General features: G+C 29.2%; 16 protein-coding genes. 8 read left to right on the top strand and 8 right to left on the bottom strand.

The genetic code is table 11. From position 1 onward, the window contains the following. Positions 1-6 precede the first annotated feature (6 nt). The 4 genes from B5464_RS04355 to B5464_RS04370 all read right to left on the bottom strand — a co-directional run bounded on the left by B5464_RS04355 (position 7) and on the right by B5464_RS04370 (position 2,482). Positions 7-441, bottom strand: a complete 435-nt coding sequence (locus B5464_RS04355; protein ID WP_079737357.1) for a TPM domain-containing protein — start codon at positions 439-441, stop codon at positions 7-9. 3 nt (positions 442-444) lie between these two features. After that, the gene (locus tag B5464_RS04360; protein WP_079737358.1) at positions 445-1,044 is read right to left on the bottom strand and encodes a LemA family protein; all 600 of its coding nucleotides are present in this window, start codon (positions 1,042-1,044) and stop codon (positions 445-447) included. A gap of 127 nt (positions 1,045-1,171) precedes the next feature. Further along, a complete protein-coding gene (locus tag B5464_RS04365) occupies positions 1,172-1,501 on the bottom strand; it encodes a MerR family transcriptional regulator (RefSeq protein WP_079737359.1) in 330 nt (109 codons plus the stop codon). 12 nt (positions 1,502-1,513) lie between these two features. Beyond that, the gene (locus B5464_RS04370) at positions 1,514-2,482 is read right to left on the bottom strand and encodes a M23 family metallopeptidase (RefSeq protein ID WP_077810164.1); all 969 of its coding nucleotides are present in this window, start codon (positions 2,480-2,482) and stop codon (positions 1,514-1,516) included. Positions 2,483-2,642: 160 nt separating this feature from the next. On the opposite strand from B5464_RS04370, the gene alaS reads away from it, so the two are divergent. Both alaS and B5464_RS04380 read left to right on the top strand, forming a co-directional pair. Then, on the top strand, positions 2,643-5,261 hold the full coding sequence (gene alaS, locus B5464_RS04375) for an alanine--tRNA ligase (protein WP_079737360.1): 2,619 nt from the start codon (positions 2,643-2,645) through the stop codon (positions 5,259-5,261). Beyond that, positions 5,262-6,212 (top strand): GSCFA domain-containing protein, encoded by a 951-nt coding sequence (locus B5464_RS04380; RefSeq protein WP_079737361.1) that lies wholly within the window; start codon positions 5,262-5,264, stop codon positions 6,210-6,212. A 41-nt stretch (positions 6,213-6,253) separates the two neighbouring features. On the opposite strand, the gene B5464_RS04385 is transcribed toward B5464_RS04380, so the two are convergent. Together B5464_RS04385 and B5464_RS04390 are read right to left on the bottom strand one after the other, a co-directional pair. Continuing rightward, a complete protein-coding gene (locus tag B5464_RS04385; protein ID WP_079737362.1) occupies positions 6,254-6,700 on the bottom strand; it encodes a hypothetical protein in 447 nt (148 codons plus the stop codon). Positions 6,701-6,791: 91 nt separating this feature from the next. After that, entirely contained in the window at positions 6,792-7,241 is a 450-nt protein-coding gene (locus tag B5464_RS04390) for a DUF6252 family protein (protein ID WP_079737363.1), read from the bottom strand. A 129-nt stretch (positions 7,242-7,370) separates the two neighbouring features. On the opposite strand from B5464_RS04390, the gene B5464_RS04395 reads away from it, so the two are divergent. The 5 genes from B5464_RS04395 to B5464_RS04415 all read left to right on the top strand — a co-directional run bounded on the left by B5464_RS04395 (position 7,371) and on the right by B5464_RS04415 (position 11,821). Further along, complete coding sequence (locus B5464_RS04395; protein ID WP_079737364.1) at positions 7,371-8,444, top strand: hypothetical protein; 1,074 nt, start codon at positions 7,371-7,373, stop codon at positions 8,442-8,444. A 117-nt stretch (positions 8,445-8,561) separates the two neighbouring features. Beyond that, on the top strand, positions 8,562-8,840 hold the full coding sequence (locus B5464_RS04400; protein ID WP_154066933.1) for a hypothetical protein: 279 nt from the start codon (positions 8,562-8,564) through the stop codon (positions 8,838-8,840). Positions 8,841-8,847: 7 nt separating this feature from the next. Beyond that, the gene (locus B5464_RS04405) at positions 8,848-10,683 is read left to right on the top strand and encodes a sensor histidine kinase (RefSeq protein ID WP_079737366.1); all 1,836 of its coding nucleotides are present in this window, start codon (positions 8,848-8,850) and stop codon (positions 10,681-10,683) included. A gap of 46 nt (positions 10,684-10,729) precedes the next feature. Beyond that, positions 10,730-11,383: a response regulator transcription factor gene (locus tag B5464_RS04410; protein ID WP_079737367.1), complete on the top strand. Its 654-nt coding sequence runs from the start codon at positions 10,730-10,732 to the stop codon at positions 11,381-11,383. Between the two features lie 51 nt (positions 11,384-11,434). After that, a complete protein-coding gene (locus B5464_RS04415) occupies positions 11,435-11,821 on the top strand; it encodes a hypothetical protein (protein WP_079737368.1) in 387 nt (128 codons plus the stop codon). Positions 11,822-11,825: 4 nt separating this feature from the next. Here B5464_RS04415 and B5464_RS04420 read toward each other — a convergent pair whose 3' ends face one another. Continuing rightward, positions 11,826-12,101 carry a rhodanese-like domain-containing protein gene (locus tag B5464_RS04420; RefSeq protein WP_079738967.1) on the bottom strand — a complete coding sequence of 92 codons (276 nt, stop codon included), beginning with the start codon at positions 12,099-12,101 and terminating at the stop codon, positions 11,826-11,828. A 51-nt stretch (positions 12,102-12,152) separates the two neighbouring features. Continuing rightward, complete coding sequence (locus B5464_RS04425) at positions 12,153-13,889, bottom strand: aromatic amino acid hydroxylase (RefSeq protein ID WP_079737369.1); 1,737 nt, start codon at positions 13,887-13,889, stop codon at positions 12,153-12,155. 211 nt (positions 13,890-14,100) lie between these two features. On the opposite strand from B5464_RS04425, the gene gpmI reads away from it, so the two are divergent. Further along, positions 14,101-15,618, top strand: a complete 1,518-nt coding sequence (gene gpmI, locus B5464_RS04430) for a 2,3-bisphosphoglycerate-independent phosphoglycerate mutase (protein WP_079737370.1) — start codon at positions 14,101-14,103, stop codon at positions 15,616-15,618. Positions 15,619-15,635 lie beyond the last annotated feature (17 nt).

Genomic DNA, 15,635 nt, shown 5'->3' on the forward strand with positions numbered 1-15,635 from the left:
AATTGATTATTTAGAAATTTCGTTAGGTAATTCGTTAATATCATCTGTTTGCCAAGGAAAATGACTCTGCAATTCTAAACCAGCTTTTAAAATACCATCTACAAGACCTTGCTTAAAGTTTCCTTTTTTAAATTGATTTTGAATTACATCTTTTGTAGTATCCCAGAAATTTTTAGGCACAACATCATTAATACCTTTATCACCGTAAATAACAAATTTATGATCTTTAACTGCCACATAAATTAATACAGCATTGGCATCTTTAGTGTTATCCATTTTTAAGAGATGAAACACTTCTAGCGCTCTTTTGTAATGTTCTTTATCTGAAGTAGCTTCGATATGAACACGTATTTCACCAGAAGTATTTGACTCTGCAGTTCTAATAGCAGAAATAATTTCTTTTTCTTCTGCTGGTGTAAGAAATTCTTCTACTTTAGACATCTTTTATTTTTTACTAAAATCTACTTTAACTGGTTTTTCTGCACCTGCTTCTGCTTGAAAATATGGTTTCCCTTCAAAATTAAACCAACCTGCTAAAATTGAATTAGGAAATTTCTTAACGTGATTGTTATAAGGTTTTATTTTCTCATTAAAACGAGTTCTTGCAGTTAGAATTTGGTTTTCTGTACTTGCCAATTCATCTTGTAATTTTAAAAAGTTCTCGTTCGCTTTTAACTCTGGATATCTTTCTACAGTTACCAATAAACTTTTTAAAGCACCACTTAAACCTCCTTGTACTTTATTAAATTGTGCCAGTTGTTCTGGTGTTATGTTAGAAGGATCGATATTTACAGAAGTTGCTTTTGCTCTTGCTTCGATTACCTCTACCAAAGTACCTCTTTCATAATCTGCTGCACCTTGCACAGTGTTTACTAAGTTACCAATTAAATCGTTTCTTCTTTGGTAAGACGTTTCTACATTTGCCCAAGATTCTGAAACACTTTCGTTTAATTCTATTGCTGTATTATTAAAACCTACACCCCATTTATAAACACCAATTACTATTACTAATATAACAATTGCTGGTACTAACCATTTTTTCATAATTTCTATTTTTTAAAGTTTTTTTAGTTGATTTTTAATCGATTTCTACAAATTTACCTAATATTCTTAAGAATATAAAGTAGTTATTTGCTTTATATAATTGTTAGACACGTAAAAGTTAAAAGTGTTACAACTGATTTTTAATTTTAATCAATTCTGCTTTTACACTTTCTAATCTACTAATAATTTCGTGATTGTAAATTGTAGAATCCGGATTCTTTTTTAATTTTTGTTTTGCACCTTCTAGAGTAAATCCTCTTTCTTTTACTAAATTAAAAATTAGTTTAAAATTACTAATGTCATCCGCAGTAAAAAGTCGGTTACCTTTTGCGTTTTTTTTGGGTTTAATAATATCGAATTCTTTTTCCCAAAAACGAATTAAAGACGTATTTACATCGAATGCTTTGGCAACTTCACCTATTTTGTAGTAACGCTTTTCTGGTAAATCTATATGCATTTTATAGCGATTTTAATCGTAAGATTGTCCTTCTTCTTCTGCCGCTTTTTGCATTGCAGCAAACTCTTCTGGAGTTAAATCTCCGTAGTAAAAATTAATAGGATTTACAGCTCTATCATTTTTATGAACTTCATAATGCAAATGTGCAGAAACAGATCTACCTGTATTACCAACATAACCAATTAAATCGCCACGTTTTACCTTTTGACCTTTTCTAGCTTTCATTTTACTCATGTGAGCATAAATGGTTTTATAACCATAACCATGATCTATATAAATAACTTTACCAAAAGTAGCACTTCTTTCTGCTCTAATAACTTTACCGTTACCAGAAGCGTATATTGGTGTACCAACTGGTGCGGTAAAATCCATTCCTTTATGAAATTTACGAATCTTTAAAATAGGATGCATTCTCCATTTATAACCAGAAGCCATTCTTGTTAAATCTACTAACTTTACAGGTAAAATTGCTGGTATTGCTGCCAACATTTTCTCTTTTTCTTTTGCTAAAACAACAATTTCGTCTAAAGATTTAGATTGCACTACAAGCTGTTTCGATAAAATATCTACGTTTTTAGTTAAATCTGTTATTAGTTTAGAGTTGTCGTAACCTTGTAAACTTTTATATCTGTTTACACCACCAAAACCTGCTTTTCTTTGTTCTTCTGGTATTGGGTTAGCTTCAAAATAAACTCTATAAATATTGTTATCTCTTTCTTGTAACTGGGCTAAAATTGTAGAACTTTCTTCTACTCTTTTAGATAATAATTCTAAATTTAACTGTAAATTTTCGTTTTCTCTATTTAAGGCTCTTTCATTTGGCGACATGATAAATTGGCTAAACACTATAAAACCTATAAATCCGTTTAATAAAATAGCTAAAAAAACAAATATTGTTTTCTTGTAGTAATCACTTTTCTTAACAGCAATTTTTCTGTAAGAAAGTGTATCTGCATCGTAATAATATTTTACTTTTGCCATAATTGTAAATGTACTATTTTTGTTTTCTTAAATTTGATTTTAGTTAAAATTTCACTTTTAAGAACTCGCTAATTTACAAAATGTTTTACAACTGCTTTTTAAAACAGTTGTTTTATAGATATATTAACATATAATAACCAATCTAGAAACTTCTTTCTTTATGAAATCTCAAGATATTCGTGCTACATTTTTAAACTTTTTTAAAGATAAATCTCACCTTATTGTGCCGTCTGCACCCATGGTAACTAAAGACGACCCAACTTTAATGTTTGTAAATTCTGGAATGGCACCTTTTAAAGAGTATTTCTTGGGCAATGGCTCGCCTAAAAGTACCAGAATTACAGATTCGCAAAAATGTTTAAGGGTTTCTGGTAAACATAATGATTTAGAAGAAGTTGGCTACGACACCTATCATCACACATTATTTGAAATGTTGGGTAATTGGTCTTTTGGAGATTATTTTAAGAAAGAAGCTATCGCTTGGGCTTGGGAATTATTAACCGAAGTTTATAAAATTGATAAAGACATTTTATATGTTACCGTTTTTGAAGGCTCTGACGATAAAGACAATTTAAAATTAGATACCGAAGCCTACGATATTTGGAAACAATATATAGATGAAGACAGAATTTTAAAAGGAAATAAAAAAGATAACTTTTGGGAAATGGGAGAACAAGGACCTTGTGGACCTTGCTCTGAAATTCATGTAGATATTCGTTCTGCAGAAGAAAAAGCAAAAGTTGATGGTAGAACTTTAATAAATGAAGATCATCCGCATGTTGTAGAAATATGGAACTTAGTTTTTATGCAGTTCAATAGAAAAGCAAACGGAACTTTAGAAGAATTACCAAACAAACATATAGACACAGGTATGGGATTTGAACGTTTATGCATGGTTTTGCAAAATGTACAATCTAACTACGACACAGATGTTTTTAAACCAATTATTAGCGAAATTGGGACTATTACAAATACAACTTACGGAAAAAACGAAAAACAAGACATTGCAACTCGTGTAATTTCAGATCATGTTAGAGCGGTTGCTTTTTCAATAGCAGATGGCCAACTACCAAGTAATACAGGTGCAGGTTATGTTATTCGTCGAATTTTAAGAAGAGCTATTAGATACGGATTTACGTTTTTAAATAAAAAAGATCCTTTTATTTATAGACTTGTAGAAGTTTTAAGCAATAAAATGGGAGAAGCTTTTCCAGAAATTAAAGCCCAAAAACAATTAATAGAAAATGTAATTAGAGAAGAAGAAGCTTCTTTCTTAAAAACTCTAGACAAAGGATTGCTTTTATTAGACGGAATTATTGATGCTTCTAAATCCAAAGAAATTTCTGGTGAAAAAGTATTCGAATTGTATGATACCTTTGGTTTTCCTATTGATTTAACTGCTTTAATTTTATCCGAAAAAGGCTATACTTTAGATGAAAACGGTTTTAAAGAAGAACTTCAGAAACAAAAAAATAGATCTAGAGCTGCAAGCGAAAGCTCTACAGAAGATTGGGTAGTTTTAATTGATGACAAAGAAGAAGAATTTATTGGTTACGATTATTTAGAAGCTGATGTAAAGCTAACTAAGTATAGAAAAGTAACCTCTAAAAAAGATGGCGAAATGTTTCAATTAGTCTTCAATTTAACACCTTTTTATCCTGAAGGCGGAGGACAAGTTGGTGATAAAGGATATTTAGAAGATACACACGGTGATGTTGTTTATATTTTAGATACTAAAAAAGAAAACAACTTAATTATACATTTTACCAAAAATTTACCAAAGCATTTAAACGAGAGTTTTAAAGCTGTTGTAGATAAAAAACAACGCTACAGAACAGAATGTAATCATACAGCAACACATTTATTGCATCAAGCTTTAAGAGAAGTTTTAGGAACTCATGTAGAGCAAAAAGGTTCTGCTGTGCATTCTAAATATTTACGTTTCGATTTTTCTCACTTTTCTAAGTTAACTGCGGATGAATTACGCGATGTAGAAGATTTTGTTAATGCGCGTATTTCTGGTAAACTACCTTTAGTAGAAAAAAGGAATATACCAATGCAACAAGCTTTAGATGATGGTGCAATGGCATTGTTTGGAGAAAAATATGGTGATACTGTTAGAGCTATTAAATTTGGTAAATCTGTAGAATTATGTGGTGGTACACATGTACAAAACACCGGAGACATATGGCATTTCAAAATTAAATCTGAAGGCGCTGTTGCCTCTGGAATTAGAAGAATAGAAGCAATTACTAATGATGCTGTTAAAGATTTCTATTCTGAAAATAACAAAACTTTATTCGAAATTAAAGACTTACTTAACAACGCTAAAGAACCCGTAAAAGCAGTTTTAAAATTACAAGAAGATAATGCATCGCTACAAAAACAAATAGAGCAACTATTAAAAGAAAAAGCGCAAAATTTATCAGGAGAAATTAAGAACAATCTTCAAGAAATTAATGGAGTGCAATTTTTAGCTACAAAAGTAGATTTAGATGCAAACGGAATAAAAAACTTAGCTTTTAGCTTAGGTAAAGATCTAGACAATTTATTTTTATTGTTTGCAACTGCTCCTTCAAAAGACAAAGCGATGTTAACTTGTTACATTTCTAAAGAATTAGCAAAAGAACGCGGTTACGATGCTGGTAAGGTTGTTAGAGAATTAGGTAAATTAATTCATGGTGGCGGTGGTGGCCAAAACTTTTTTGCAACTGCTGGTGGTAAAAACCCAGGTGGAATACCGAAAGCATTAGACAAAGCAAAAGATTATTTAGTATAAATGATTTTTCAGACGCAAATACCAATTAAAAGAGAAGATAACAATCTTATTTCTTATCATTCTAAAGCACTTTTAATTGGTTCTTGTTTTTCAGAAAACATTGGTAATAAACTTGCTTTTTATAAGTTTCAAACACAGCAAAATCCATTTGGAATTTTATTTCATCCGAAGGCAATAGAAAATTTAATTTCTAGAGCTATCAACAGTAAATTCTACACCGAAAACGAATTGGTTTACAACAACGAAAGGTGGCATTGTTTTGATGCACACTCAAGTTTAAGTGCTTCGGATAAAAAAACGCTTTTAGACAACTTAAATTTAGCTTTAAAAAGCACTAAAAGTTATTTAGAAAATGCATCTCATATTCTTGTAACACTAGGTACTTCTTGGGTATATCGTTATTTAGAAAATGATTGTATTGTAGCAAATTGTCATAAAATTCCGCAGAAAAAATTTTCTAAAGATTTACTTTCTGTTGATGAAATTACCTCAACTTTAAAAAAGATAACTTCTCTAATAAAATCAATTAATAAAAATGCTAACATTATTTTTACAGTTTCACCGGTTAGACATTTAAAAGATGGTTTTGTAGAAAACAACAGAAGTAAAGCGCATTTAATTAGTGCGGTTCATGCTACCGTAAATTCTTATATGAATTCGTATTATTTCCCTTCCTATGAAATTGTAGTAGATGAATTGAGAGATTATCGTTTTTATAGTGAAGATATGATTCATCCGAATAATATGGCAATAAATTATATTTGGGAAAAATTTACAGCAACCTGGTTTTCTGAAGATTCTAAACCAATTATGAAAGATGTTGAAACAATTCAGCGAGGAATTGCACACAGACCTTTTAATGGAGCTTCTGAAGAACATCAAAAGTTTTTAAAAAACTTGCATTTAAAAAAAGCACAGTTAACTAAAAAACTTCCTTTTATTAAATTTTAAAAAAGCTTACCGAAAACTATGCTCGATAAGCTTTTAATTAATTAAAATAATCCAATTCTTACTCTTGGCACACCAACTCTTACACTTGTTCGTGTTCTATGTCTTGGTTGACTTCTATACTCGTAACTGTAATAATATCTTGTATGATTGTGGTAATAATAACCATGATGACAATGTGAATCACAGTGATTGTAATGTTCTGCATAAGCATCTCTTTTACCTTGCATATAGGCATCATACGCTTCTTTGTCTTTTTTCTTTAACTCTTTTTCGTAGGCTTTTTGTTCTTTCCAGAATTGTTTTTCATCTTTTTTAGATTTAGCCTCATATTGTTGTTCGAATTTGGCATCCTCCTTCGCTCTTTTTTGATAATAAGCAGATTTAGACAATTCTTTATTTTCTAATTGCTGTTCTTTTTGTTCTTGAGCATTTAAAAATCCGATTGTAAAAAGAGCGGTAAATGTTGCTATTAATTTGATTGTTTTCATAATTTAAAAATTTATAAATTCTAATACATAATTTCTATTATCTATTAGTAAAACAACTCAATTATAATTTACCCTACCTTTTTTTTAAATTTTAATAACTTACATCTGTAAATCTTGCGCTAATTGCATAATCAAAAGCCTGACTATTATTATTGCTTTCGGCATTAAAATCGAACTGACCAGACATTTTTCTATTCTCTTCGTCTAATTTGGTAATCATAAACAAGCCAGATTTTACTTTATTTAAATTATTAAACCAAACAGTTACTTCTCCTTTGGCATATGTATACGTAACGTTTTCTTTAAGATTTTCTTCATTAATTAATAAATCAACTGCTCCTGTGGAATAGCCAAATCCTATTTGTAGTCGACCTGCTTTTACTAAAGATTTTGCATATGCACATTTTTCATCTCCATTTAATATAACAGTAGCATTCTTATCACAAGAAAATTCATCTTCACCGTCACCAAACAAACTTTCGCATGAGCACAAACAAATTAACACAGAAAAAATCAATACACTTTTAGTAATTACTTTCATAATAATATTTTTAAAATTAGTTGATACAAAGGTTGTTATAAATTAAATTTTTAGAAATACGTCATTTGCCGTATTGTAAAACCTAAGCCTTTTAATGAGTTTTGTAGCGTAACTTTAAAATACTATAAAATGAAAAAAATTATCCTTTTATCTATGGCATTATGTCTAAGCTTCACATTTAATGCTCAAACTTTAGATAACTTAAAAATTACAAGTAAAAAATACGGATTGAGTAAAATGAAAAAGGCTCAAAAAAAAGTATACATCAATTCTTTTAATGTAAATTTTGAAATCTATAAAGAAGCCATAGACTTTAAAGCTGGCGGAAACGGAGGAAGAATTGGAGGCAATACAAGTAGTGCAACCGCAAAAGCTGCAGTAGGTTTAAGTGGTGTAGATGCAAATAAAATGCAAGCAAAAACAAACAAACTCTTCGAAAACTTTAAGCAACGTTTAAAAAGTGAAGGTTATGAAATAATTTCTGCGGATGTAGCTGGTAAAGCAAAATCTTTAGAAAAATGGAATAAAGCAACCGGACCTTTCATGAAAGAAAACATACCAGGTGTTATAACTTGTGCACCAGAAAACTATGCTTTTTATTACAAGAAAAAAGGCGCCTTAGGATTAGGTGGTTTGGGTATACAAGCAAAACTATCTAAAGAATTAGGTGATGTAATAATTGCTGATGTAAATTTAAATGTAATGTTTTCTGAATCTGGTAATGATTGGATGAAAGGACGTGCAGCTAAAGTTAAAATTAAAACAAATTTAAGATTGGTAAACGATTATGTGATTACAGTACCACAAAAATTAAAAAAGAAAAAATCTACTTTAGGTAAACTTTTTGGTTCTGTAAAAATAAAAGGAGCTGTTGATACTTATCCAATAAACTCAATGATCTCTTTCTCTTATGGTAAAGCCGGTTTAGGATCTCAAACTCAATTTAACGGCACTTTAAAAGATGATGCAGAAATAAGTGGTGTAATGAAAAAAGAAAAAATTGTAGCTTATCAAAAACAAGGCTCTTTTACTCCAACCTCTTTTACCTCTTTCTCAAACTATTTAGATGCAAAAGAAGATCGATTTTCTAAAAACGCAAAATGGATTACCGTAGATTCAGATGCATTTGCAAATGGATTTTATATTGCCTGTAATACTTTTATGGACAAACAATTAAATGCTTTTTTTAGTAAAATAAAATAATTAGGAGATCCCTCCCGTAACTCATATAAAATATAAACAATTGTATTTTAGGGTTACAGATGGCTGTAGTTTGTAAAACTGCAGTCATCTCCTTTTTAAACTAAAAACAACCAATACATGATAATTATTACAAAACTCTTATTATTCGTTATAATTACCTTAACAATTATTTTGGTATTGATGTTACACAAAACATTATTAAAACTTAAAACCCTATCTACAAGTGAATTAAATTATTTATTTTTAGAAATTGAAAAAGAAAAAATAATTTCAGAAAATTTAAAAAAAGTAAAACCTTCTTTAACTGAATTAAATAACAATACTCAAATTAAGTTAAATACAATTAGAGTTAAATTATTAAATATTGATTTTACTATTACTGAAATTTTAAAATAGCAAACAAATGCGAAAGTTTTACTTTATACTAATATTGTTAACTCATAATAATATTCATTGCCAACAAAAGCAAAAGATAGACAGCATTTTAGAATTAAAAAATAACATTTCAAATGAAAATTTTTTAAAATTGGTGTTTGATTTAAACTTTGAACAAGCTGTTTTAAATCCTAAGAAACTTTTAAAACTATCAAAAAAAGCAACAGATGTAGCATTATCTACTAAAAATAATAATTTAATTGCTAAATCTTACAGATTACAATCATTAGCATATCACTACACCTCTAGTTATGATTTATCTATCGAAAACACAATAAAAGCAGCAAACATATTTGATGATAATAATGATGTAGATAATTATGCTTTTTCTTACATCGAACTTGGTTGGAGATTAAAGTATATAGACTTAAATAAAGCTTTAAAATACATGAATATAGGTATTTTAACTTTAGAAGAAAAAAATCCTAAATCAAAAAATCTAGTAGAAGGTTATAATAATTATGGTTCTTTAAAAACATTAAGTAAAGAAATAGATAGCGCTTTATATTTTCATAAAAAATCTTTAAAGTTGGCAAAATTAATTAAAGATAAAATTGGTATCCCTTTTGCTTTTTCAAACATTGCTAATGTTTATTTAAAACAGAGCAAATATGTAATAGCTAAAAAATATCTAGATTCAGCATTTAATATTAGAAAAAAAAGAAACGATGTTTATGGCATTACAGATTCATATTTGTACTATGGTGATTTCTATTATCAAAAAAAAGAATTTCAAAATGCAATAATAAACTTCGAAAAAGGGCTAACGATTTCGAGAAATAACAACTACTTTCCTCTTAAAAAATATGCATTAAAGTTACTTCACAAATCTTACGATTCTTTAAATGATTATAGAAATTCTTTAAAATATTTTAGAGAATTCACTCAAATGAAAGACTCTATTAATAATGTTTCCAAAACAAACAAAATTAATGAGTTGCAAATTAAATTTGAAACTGCTAAAAAAGAAAAAGAGATTGCAAAACAAAAAGAAGAACTTTTAGAAAAAGAATTAGCTCTAAAGAACAGAAACTTATATGCAATTCTTTTGGCATCTGCATTTATAATTTTAGCGATTATTTTTTACGCTGTTTACAAAAGAAATCAATTAAAAAAGAACCAATTACAAAAAGAAATAGATTTAAAAGATGCATTATCTAAAATAAAAACACAAAACAGATTACAAGAACAACGTTTGCGTATTTCTAGAGATTTGCATGATAATATTGGCTCTCAACTTACATTTATTATATCATCTATAGATAATTTAAAATACATTTCTAAAGATGCAAATCAAAAACTAAAAGACAAATTATCGACTATTAGTTCTTTTACAGGTGATACAATTCATCAATTAAGAGATACTATTTGGGCAATGAATAAAAGTGAAATTAATGCGGAAGATCTGCATGCCAGAATTCTATCTTTTATAGAAAAAGCAAAAATCGCCACAAAAAACATAGAGTTTTCTATAGATTTTAACATCGATAAAAGTGAAGCTTTTACCTCTTTAGAAGGCATGAATTTATTTAGGGTGATACAAGAAGCCCTTAACAACGCAATAAAGTATGCAAATGCCTCTAAAATTGAAATTAAACTCGATAAAAAACAAAATACTTTTGAGATTTCTGTAATCGATAACGGAATTGGTTTTGATGTAAATACAGTAAATTTAGGCAGTGGTTTAAGTAACATGGAAAAAAGAATAAGCGAAATTGGTGGAAAAATCAAAATTATTTCCAAACTAAATTCTGGTACAGAAATTAAGGCTTTAATTCAAAAAAACACGCCAAATGATTTATAAGAAACATGTTATTTAAATACATTTTACATCGATAATAAAATAAACTATGAGTTTAAAGGTCTGTATTGCAGAAGACAATTATTTTTTAACAAAAGCAATTAAAGAAAAACTATCTTTTTTTGATGATATTACTGTAAAATTTGATGCCAAAAATGGTGCTGAATTAATTGATAAATTAGAAGAAAATCATAACATAGATGTTATTTTAATGGATATTCAAATGCCAGAAATGAATGGTATAAAAGCAACTGAATTGGTTAAAAACAAATATCCTCAGATAAAAATAATTATGCTAACCGTTTTAGATGATGATGATTATATTTTTAAAGCAATAAAATCGGGTGCAAACGGCTATTTGTTAAAAGAAACAAACCCAGAAATCTTACACAAAAGTATTGTAGAAGTGATTAAAGGTGGCGCACCAATGACACCAAGTATAGCTCTAAAAACATTAAATTTATTAAGAAATACAAATTTACCTGAACCTAAAAATATCGCTAACAAAAATTATAAATTATCTAAAAGAGAAATAGAAATTTTAGTGCAACTTAGTACAGGTTTAAATTATAATTTAATAGCAGACAATTTAATTATTTCTCCAGCAACAGTAAGAAAACATATCGAAAACATATACAAGAAACTACAAGTACATAGCAAGGTAGAAGCTGTTTTAAAAGCACAAAAAAGAAACTTAATTTAGTACATTAATATTTTGTACCTTTAAATTTTAGGTAAAATAATTACTAAAAGTATGATTAGAAAAATTATTACAGGTTTAATTTCTGGTGCACTGGTTGGTATTTTTGTTTCTGCAATTATACAACCAACTACAAGCGAATTAATAGAATTATTTTTAACTAAGATTACCGCCACAGCAATAATTACTGGTGGTTTGGGCGGAATTTATGCACACTTATCTAAATCTAAATTACAAGTCTTTTTTGTATTAATTCTAATAGGTATTATTACTTTCGTTTTAAAACGCTTAATTACCGGTCAAAACTTAGATGCTTTAACTATGGGAGCATTTGTAGGTGCAATGCTTGGTGGTATTTTTGCAATTATTAGAAAAATAAAACACACTTACATAATTTATTTGAAATTACGTAAGCGTAGAAGAAAAGGGTTTGGTAAATAGATTTTTATAGCTCTTTTGCTACATTTTGCCAAGGTCCGCCATTTATAACATCAACTCCGTTTTGAGCTAAAAACTGAGCTGCTTGCCCACTTCTACCTCCACTTCTACAAACTGTAATTACAGGTTTGTTCCATGATTTTATTTGTTCTATTTCTAACGGAATTAAATTTAAAACAATGTGTTTAGAAGACTCTATATGTCCTTCATTCCATTCTTCTACAGTTCTAACATCTAAAATTACGGCATCGTTTTGTAAATATTCTTTAATTTCTGCACTCATATCATTTCTTTTAAACATGCTAAATAAGCCCATGTTATGTTGTTATTTTGATTAATGACACAAAGCTAAACCATTTTCTATCAATTTTGTGTAACTATTATTACTTTTTAAAACCTCTAAAGATTTTAGAATCTTTTCTTGAATATCTAATTTAGATGTTTTTGCTAATTCATATAGCTCTAAAAGCAATAACCAATCATTTTTGTAATTATTTAAAAGGTCATTATAAATAGATTCAATTTTTTGTTCTGTTACATTTTTTGTATTTCTAATTTCTCTTACACTATCGTATAAACCATATAATCTTTTCTGATTATCAGAATACTTAATTTTATGTGTTTTTGTTTTAGAAACTTCACTTGTATCTTCAAAAGAATTGATATCTGCTGCACCAGCATAAGCCGATACAACTTCTTTACCCACAGCCATGTCGTAAACACCCCATTCTGGTTGAAATAAAACCTTATCATTATGGGTAACTGTACAGTTTTCAAAAGAAATTATTAATATTTTTCCTTTTAAATCTCTGGTACCTGTAATTACATTTCCTATTACTTTTAAACCGCCTTCAAACTCTAAAGTAATTGTTTTACCTTCATAGATTTGGTAAGCTTCTAAATCTCTAGGACTCATATTTTCTATAGGAATATTAATTCCTTTTAATTTCCCTATTGGGCTACCAAAACCATCTGCATGCGTTTCGATTCCATGACCAATCAACTCTTTATCTCTATTAGACAAAGCAGTTGGCCCTGTTGTTTGAAAATAAATTGGCTTGTTATTTTCGTCTGCAATAACATTTGTAAAAACGCCAGAAACTTGAATACCCGTACTAAGCTCAATCGTTCCAAGGTTTTTAGATTCTATCAATTTTCTTAAACCAGATAAACCTCCTTTTCTAATTGCCATCTTATTGGCAAATTGTTCTAAAACTAAACTTAAATGAGCAAAATCTGGAGTTACAAAAAGTTGAGGTTGTGGTTTTGTAATATCAAAATTAATATTAGCAGCTTCTATAGAATATGGTTTTTTAACAACTTCTTCTTTCATACACCATGCACTTTCTCCTATAGAAGAAAGTAAACCAGCTCCATAAATTTTAGGATTTTCTAAAGATCCAATCAATCCGTACTCAACAGTCCACCAGTGTAAGTTTCTTATCTGTGCCATTTCAGATAATTCACCCATATTTTCTTGCAGATACTCTACTTTTTCTTGCGCTTCTGTAATTTCTTTTTCTGTAGAATTTGGATCTTCTTTCAAAATAGACAACAAACGAATTGCTTCATACATTTCATAATCTTTAGCAGAAGAAATTGCTTTACATCCTATCTCTCCAAATCTTCTTAAATACTCAGCATATTCTGGATTTGCAATAATTGGAGCATGACCAGCTGCTTCATGAATAATATCTGGCGCAGGCGTATATTCTATATGATTTATAGTTCTCATGTCTGATGCAATTACCAAAACATTGTATGCCTGAAATTCCATAAAAGCATTTGGCGGAATAAATCCGTCTACAGAAACTGCAGCCCAACCAATATCTTTTAAAATACGATTCATACCTTCCATATGTGGTATAACTTCTGTAGAAATCCCTGTTTTATCTAAACCTTTTATGTAAGAATTATGTGCAACTTTACTTAAATAATCAACATTAATTCTCATAACATAGCGCCAAACTGCTTGGTTCTGTGCTGTATATTCTTCATAAGGCTGCTTAACTACAAACTTATGTAAGTGTTTTGGTAACTTTTTTGTGACATCATTCAATTGAAACTGCATATTCTTCTATTTATTGAATTATTCTTACAAAATTACGGATTAAAATAGTAATTCTTTATTTCTATTTCATGAAAATTTCTTTTTTTAATCTGAATAATATTACAATTGAAAAAAAGCAAGAATAATACTAGTAGTTTTACGGTATCGGTTTCGTAAAAACTTAATAAGAAGACAAAAAACTTTCTTATTTTTACTGTATAATTTTAGAAAAATGGACAAGAAAGTAATCTTAATGATTTTAGATGGTTGGGGAATAACTCAAGACCCAAAAGTATCTGCAATATACAACGCAAAAACACCTTATATTAATAGTTTGTATGACAAATATCCGCATGCAGAATTAAGAACAGACGGCTTGCATGTTGGTTTGCCAGAAGGTCAAATGGGTAATTCTGAAGTTGGACATATGAATTTGGGTGCAGGTAGAATTGTATATCAAAATTTAGCTAGAATTAACAAAGCTGTAGAAGAAAAAACTTTAGGTAAAGAAAAAGTGCTTTTAGACACTTTTAACTTTGCAAAAGAAAATAATAAAGACGTGCATTTACTTGGTTTGGTTTCTAACGGAGGAATTCATGCACATATTAATCATTTAAAAGGAATTTTAGATGTCGCTAAAGAAAATCAAGTAGAAAATGTTTACTTACATGCATTTACAGATGGTAGAGATTGTGATCCTAAATCTGGTACGTTTTTTATAAATGATATTCAAGAATACATGAAAGAAAGTACAGGAGAATTGGCTTCTGTAACTGGGCGTTATTATGCTATGGATAGAGACAACAGATGGGAACGCGTAAAAGAAGCTTATGATGGTGTTGTAAACGGAATTGGTAAAAAAACAACAAATGTTCTTGCTGAAATGAATGCAAATTATGAGGCTGGTATTACAGATGAATTTCATACACCAATAATTGCTACAGATAACAACGGTAATCCGAAAGCAAAAATTAAAGAAGGAGATGTTGTCTTGTTTTTTAACTATAGAACAGATCGAGGAAGAGAATTAACAAATGCGCTGTCGCAGAATGATTTTCCGGAATTCGGAATGAAAAAATTAGACTTATACTATACAACCATTACTTTATATGACGAAAACTTTAAAGGAATAAATGTAATTTATAATAACGATAATATTAAAAACACATTGGGTGAAGTTTTATCAAAAGCTGGTAAAAAGCAAATTAGAATTGCCGAAACAGAAAAATATCCTCACGTAACTTTTTTCTTTTCTGGTGGCCAAGAAGCTCCTTTTGAAGGTGAATCTAGAATTTTAAGAAACTCACCTAAAGTAGCTACTTACGATTTAAAACCAGAAATGTCTGCTTATGAATTAAAAGATGCTTTGTGTGAAGATTTAGAAAAAGGTGAAGTAGATTTTGTTTGCTTAAATTTTGCAAACGGAGATATGGTTGGCCATACAGGTATTATGGAAGCAGCAATAAAAGCTTGTGAAGCTGTAGATGCTTGTGCAAAAGAAGTTATAGAAACTGGTTTAGAAAATGATTATTCTATTTTATTAATTGCAGATCATGGTAATTGTGAAACAATGATGAACCCTGATGGTTCACCTCACACAGCGCACACTACTAACCCTGTACCTTTTGTTTTAATTGATAAAGAGATAAAGTCTATAAAAAGCGGTATATTGGGAGACGTAGCACCTACAATTTTAGAATTAATGGGTGTAGCACAACCAGAAGAAATGACACAAAACTCTTTATTATAGAATCGAAAACAAATACA

It is taken from the genome of Polaribacter sp. KT 15 (assembly GCF_900143115.1).
Lineage (GTDB): Bacteria > Bacteroidota > Bacteroidia > Flavobacteriales > Flavobacteriaceae > Polaribacter > Polaribacter marinaquae.

Coding starts and splice junctions, on each gene's coding strand:
- B5464_RS04405 (WP_079737366.1), top strand. CDS start 8,848: ATGCGAAAGTTTTACTTTATACTAATATTGTTAACTCATAATAATATT.
- gpmI (WP_079737370.1), top strand. CDS start 14,101: ATGGACAAGAAAGTAATCTTAATGATTTTAGATGGTTGGGGAATAACT.
- B5464_RS04385 (WP_079737362.1), bottom strand. CDS start 6,700: ATGAAAACAATCAAATTAATAGCAACATTTACCGCTCTTTTTACAATC.
- B5464_RS04425 (WP_079737369.1), bottom strand. CDS start 13,889: ATGCAGTTTCAATTGAATGATGTCACAAAAAAGTTACCAAAACACTTA.
- B5464_RS04355 (WP_079737357.1), bottom strand. CDS start 441: ATGTCTAAAGTAGAAGAATTTCTTACACCAGCAGAAGAAAAAGAAATT.
- B5464_RS04370 (WP_077810164.1), bottom strand. CDS start 2,482: ATGGCAAAAGTAAAATATTATTACGATGCAGATACACTTTCTTACAGA.
- B5464_RS04415 (WP_079737368.1), top strand. CDS start 11,435: ATGATTAGAAAAATTATTACAGGTTTAATTTCTGGTGCACTGGTTGGT.
- B5464_RS04380 (WP_079737361.1), top strand. CDS start 5,262: ATGATTTTTCAGACGCAAATACCAATTAAAAGAGAAGATAACAATCTT.
- B5464_RS04390 (WP_079737363.1), bottom strand. CDS start 7,241: ATGAAAGTAATTACTAAAAGTGTATTGATTTTTTCTGTGTTAATTTGT.
- B5464_RS04360 (WP_079737358.1), bottom strand. CDS start 1,044: ATGAAAAAATGGTTAGTACCAGCAATTGTTATATTAGTAATAGTAATT.
- B5464_RS04400 (WP_154066933.1), top strand. CDS start 8,562: ATGATAATTATTACAAAACTCTTATTATTCGTTATAATTACCTTAACA.
- alaS (WP_079737360.1), top strand. CDS start 2,643: ATGAAATCTCAAGATATTCGTGCTACATTTTTAAACTTTTTTAAAGAT.
- B5464_RS04395 (WP_079737364.1), top strand. CDS start 7,371: ATGAAAAAAATTATCCTTTTATCTATGGCATTATGTCTAAGCTTCACA.
- B5464_RS04420 (WP_079738967.1), bottom strand. CDS start 12,101: ATGAGTGCAGAAATTAAAGAATATTTACAAAACGATGCCGTAATTTTA.
- B5464_RS04410 (WP_079737367.1), top strand. CDS start 10,730: ATGAGTTTAAAGGTCTGTATTGCAGAAGACAATTATTTTTTAACAAAA.
- B5464_RS04365 (WP_079737359.1), bottom strand. CDS start 1,501: ATGCATATAGATTTACCAGAAAAGCGTTACTACAAAATAGGTGAAGTT.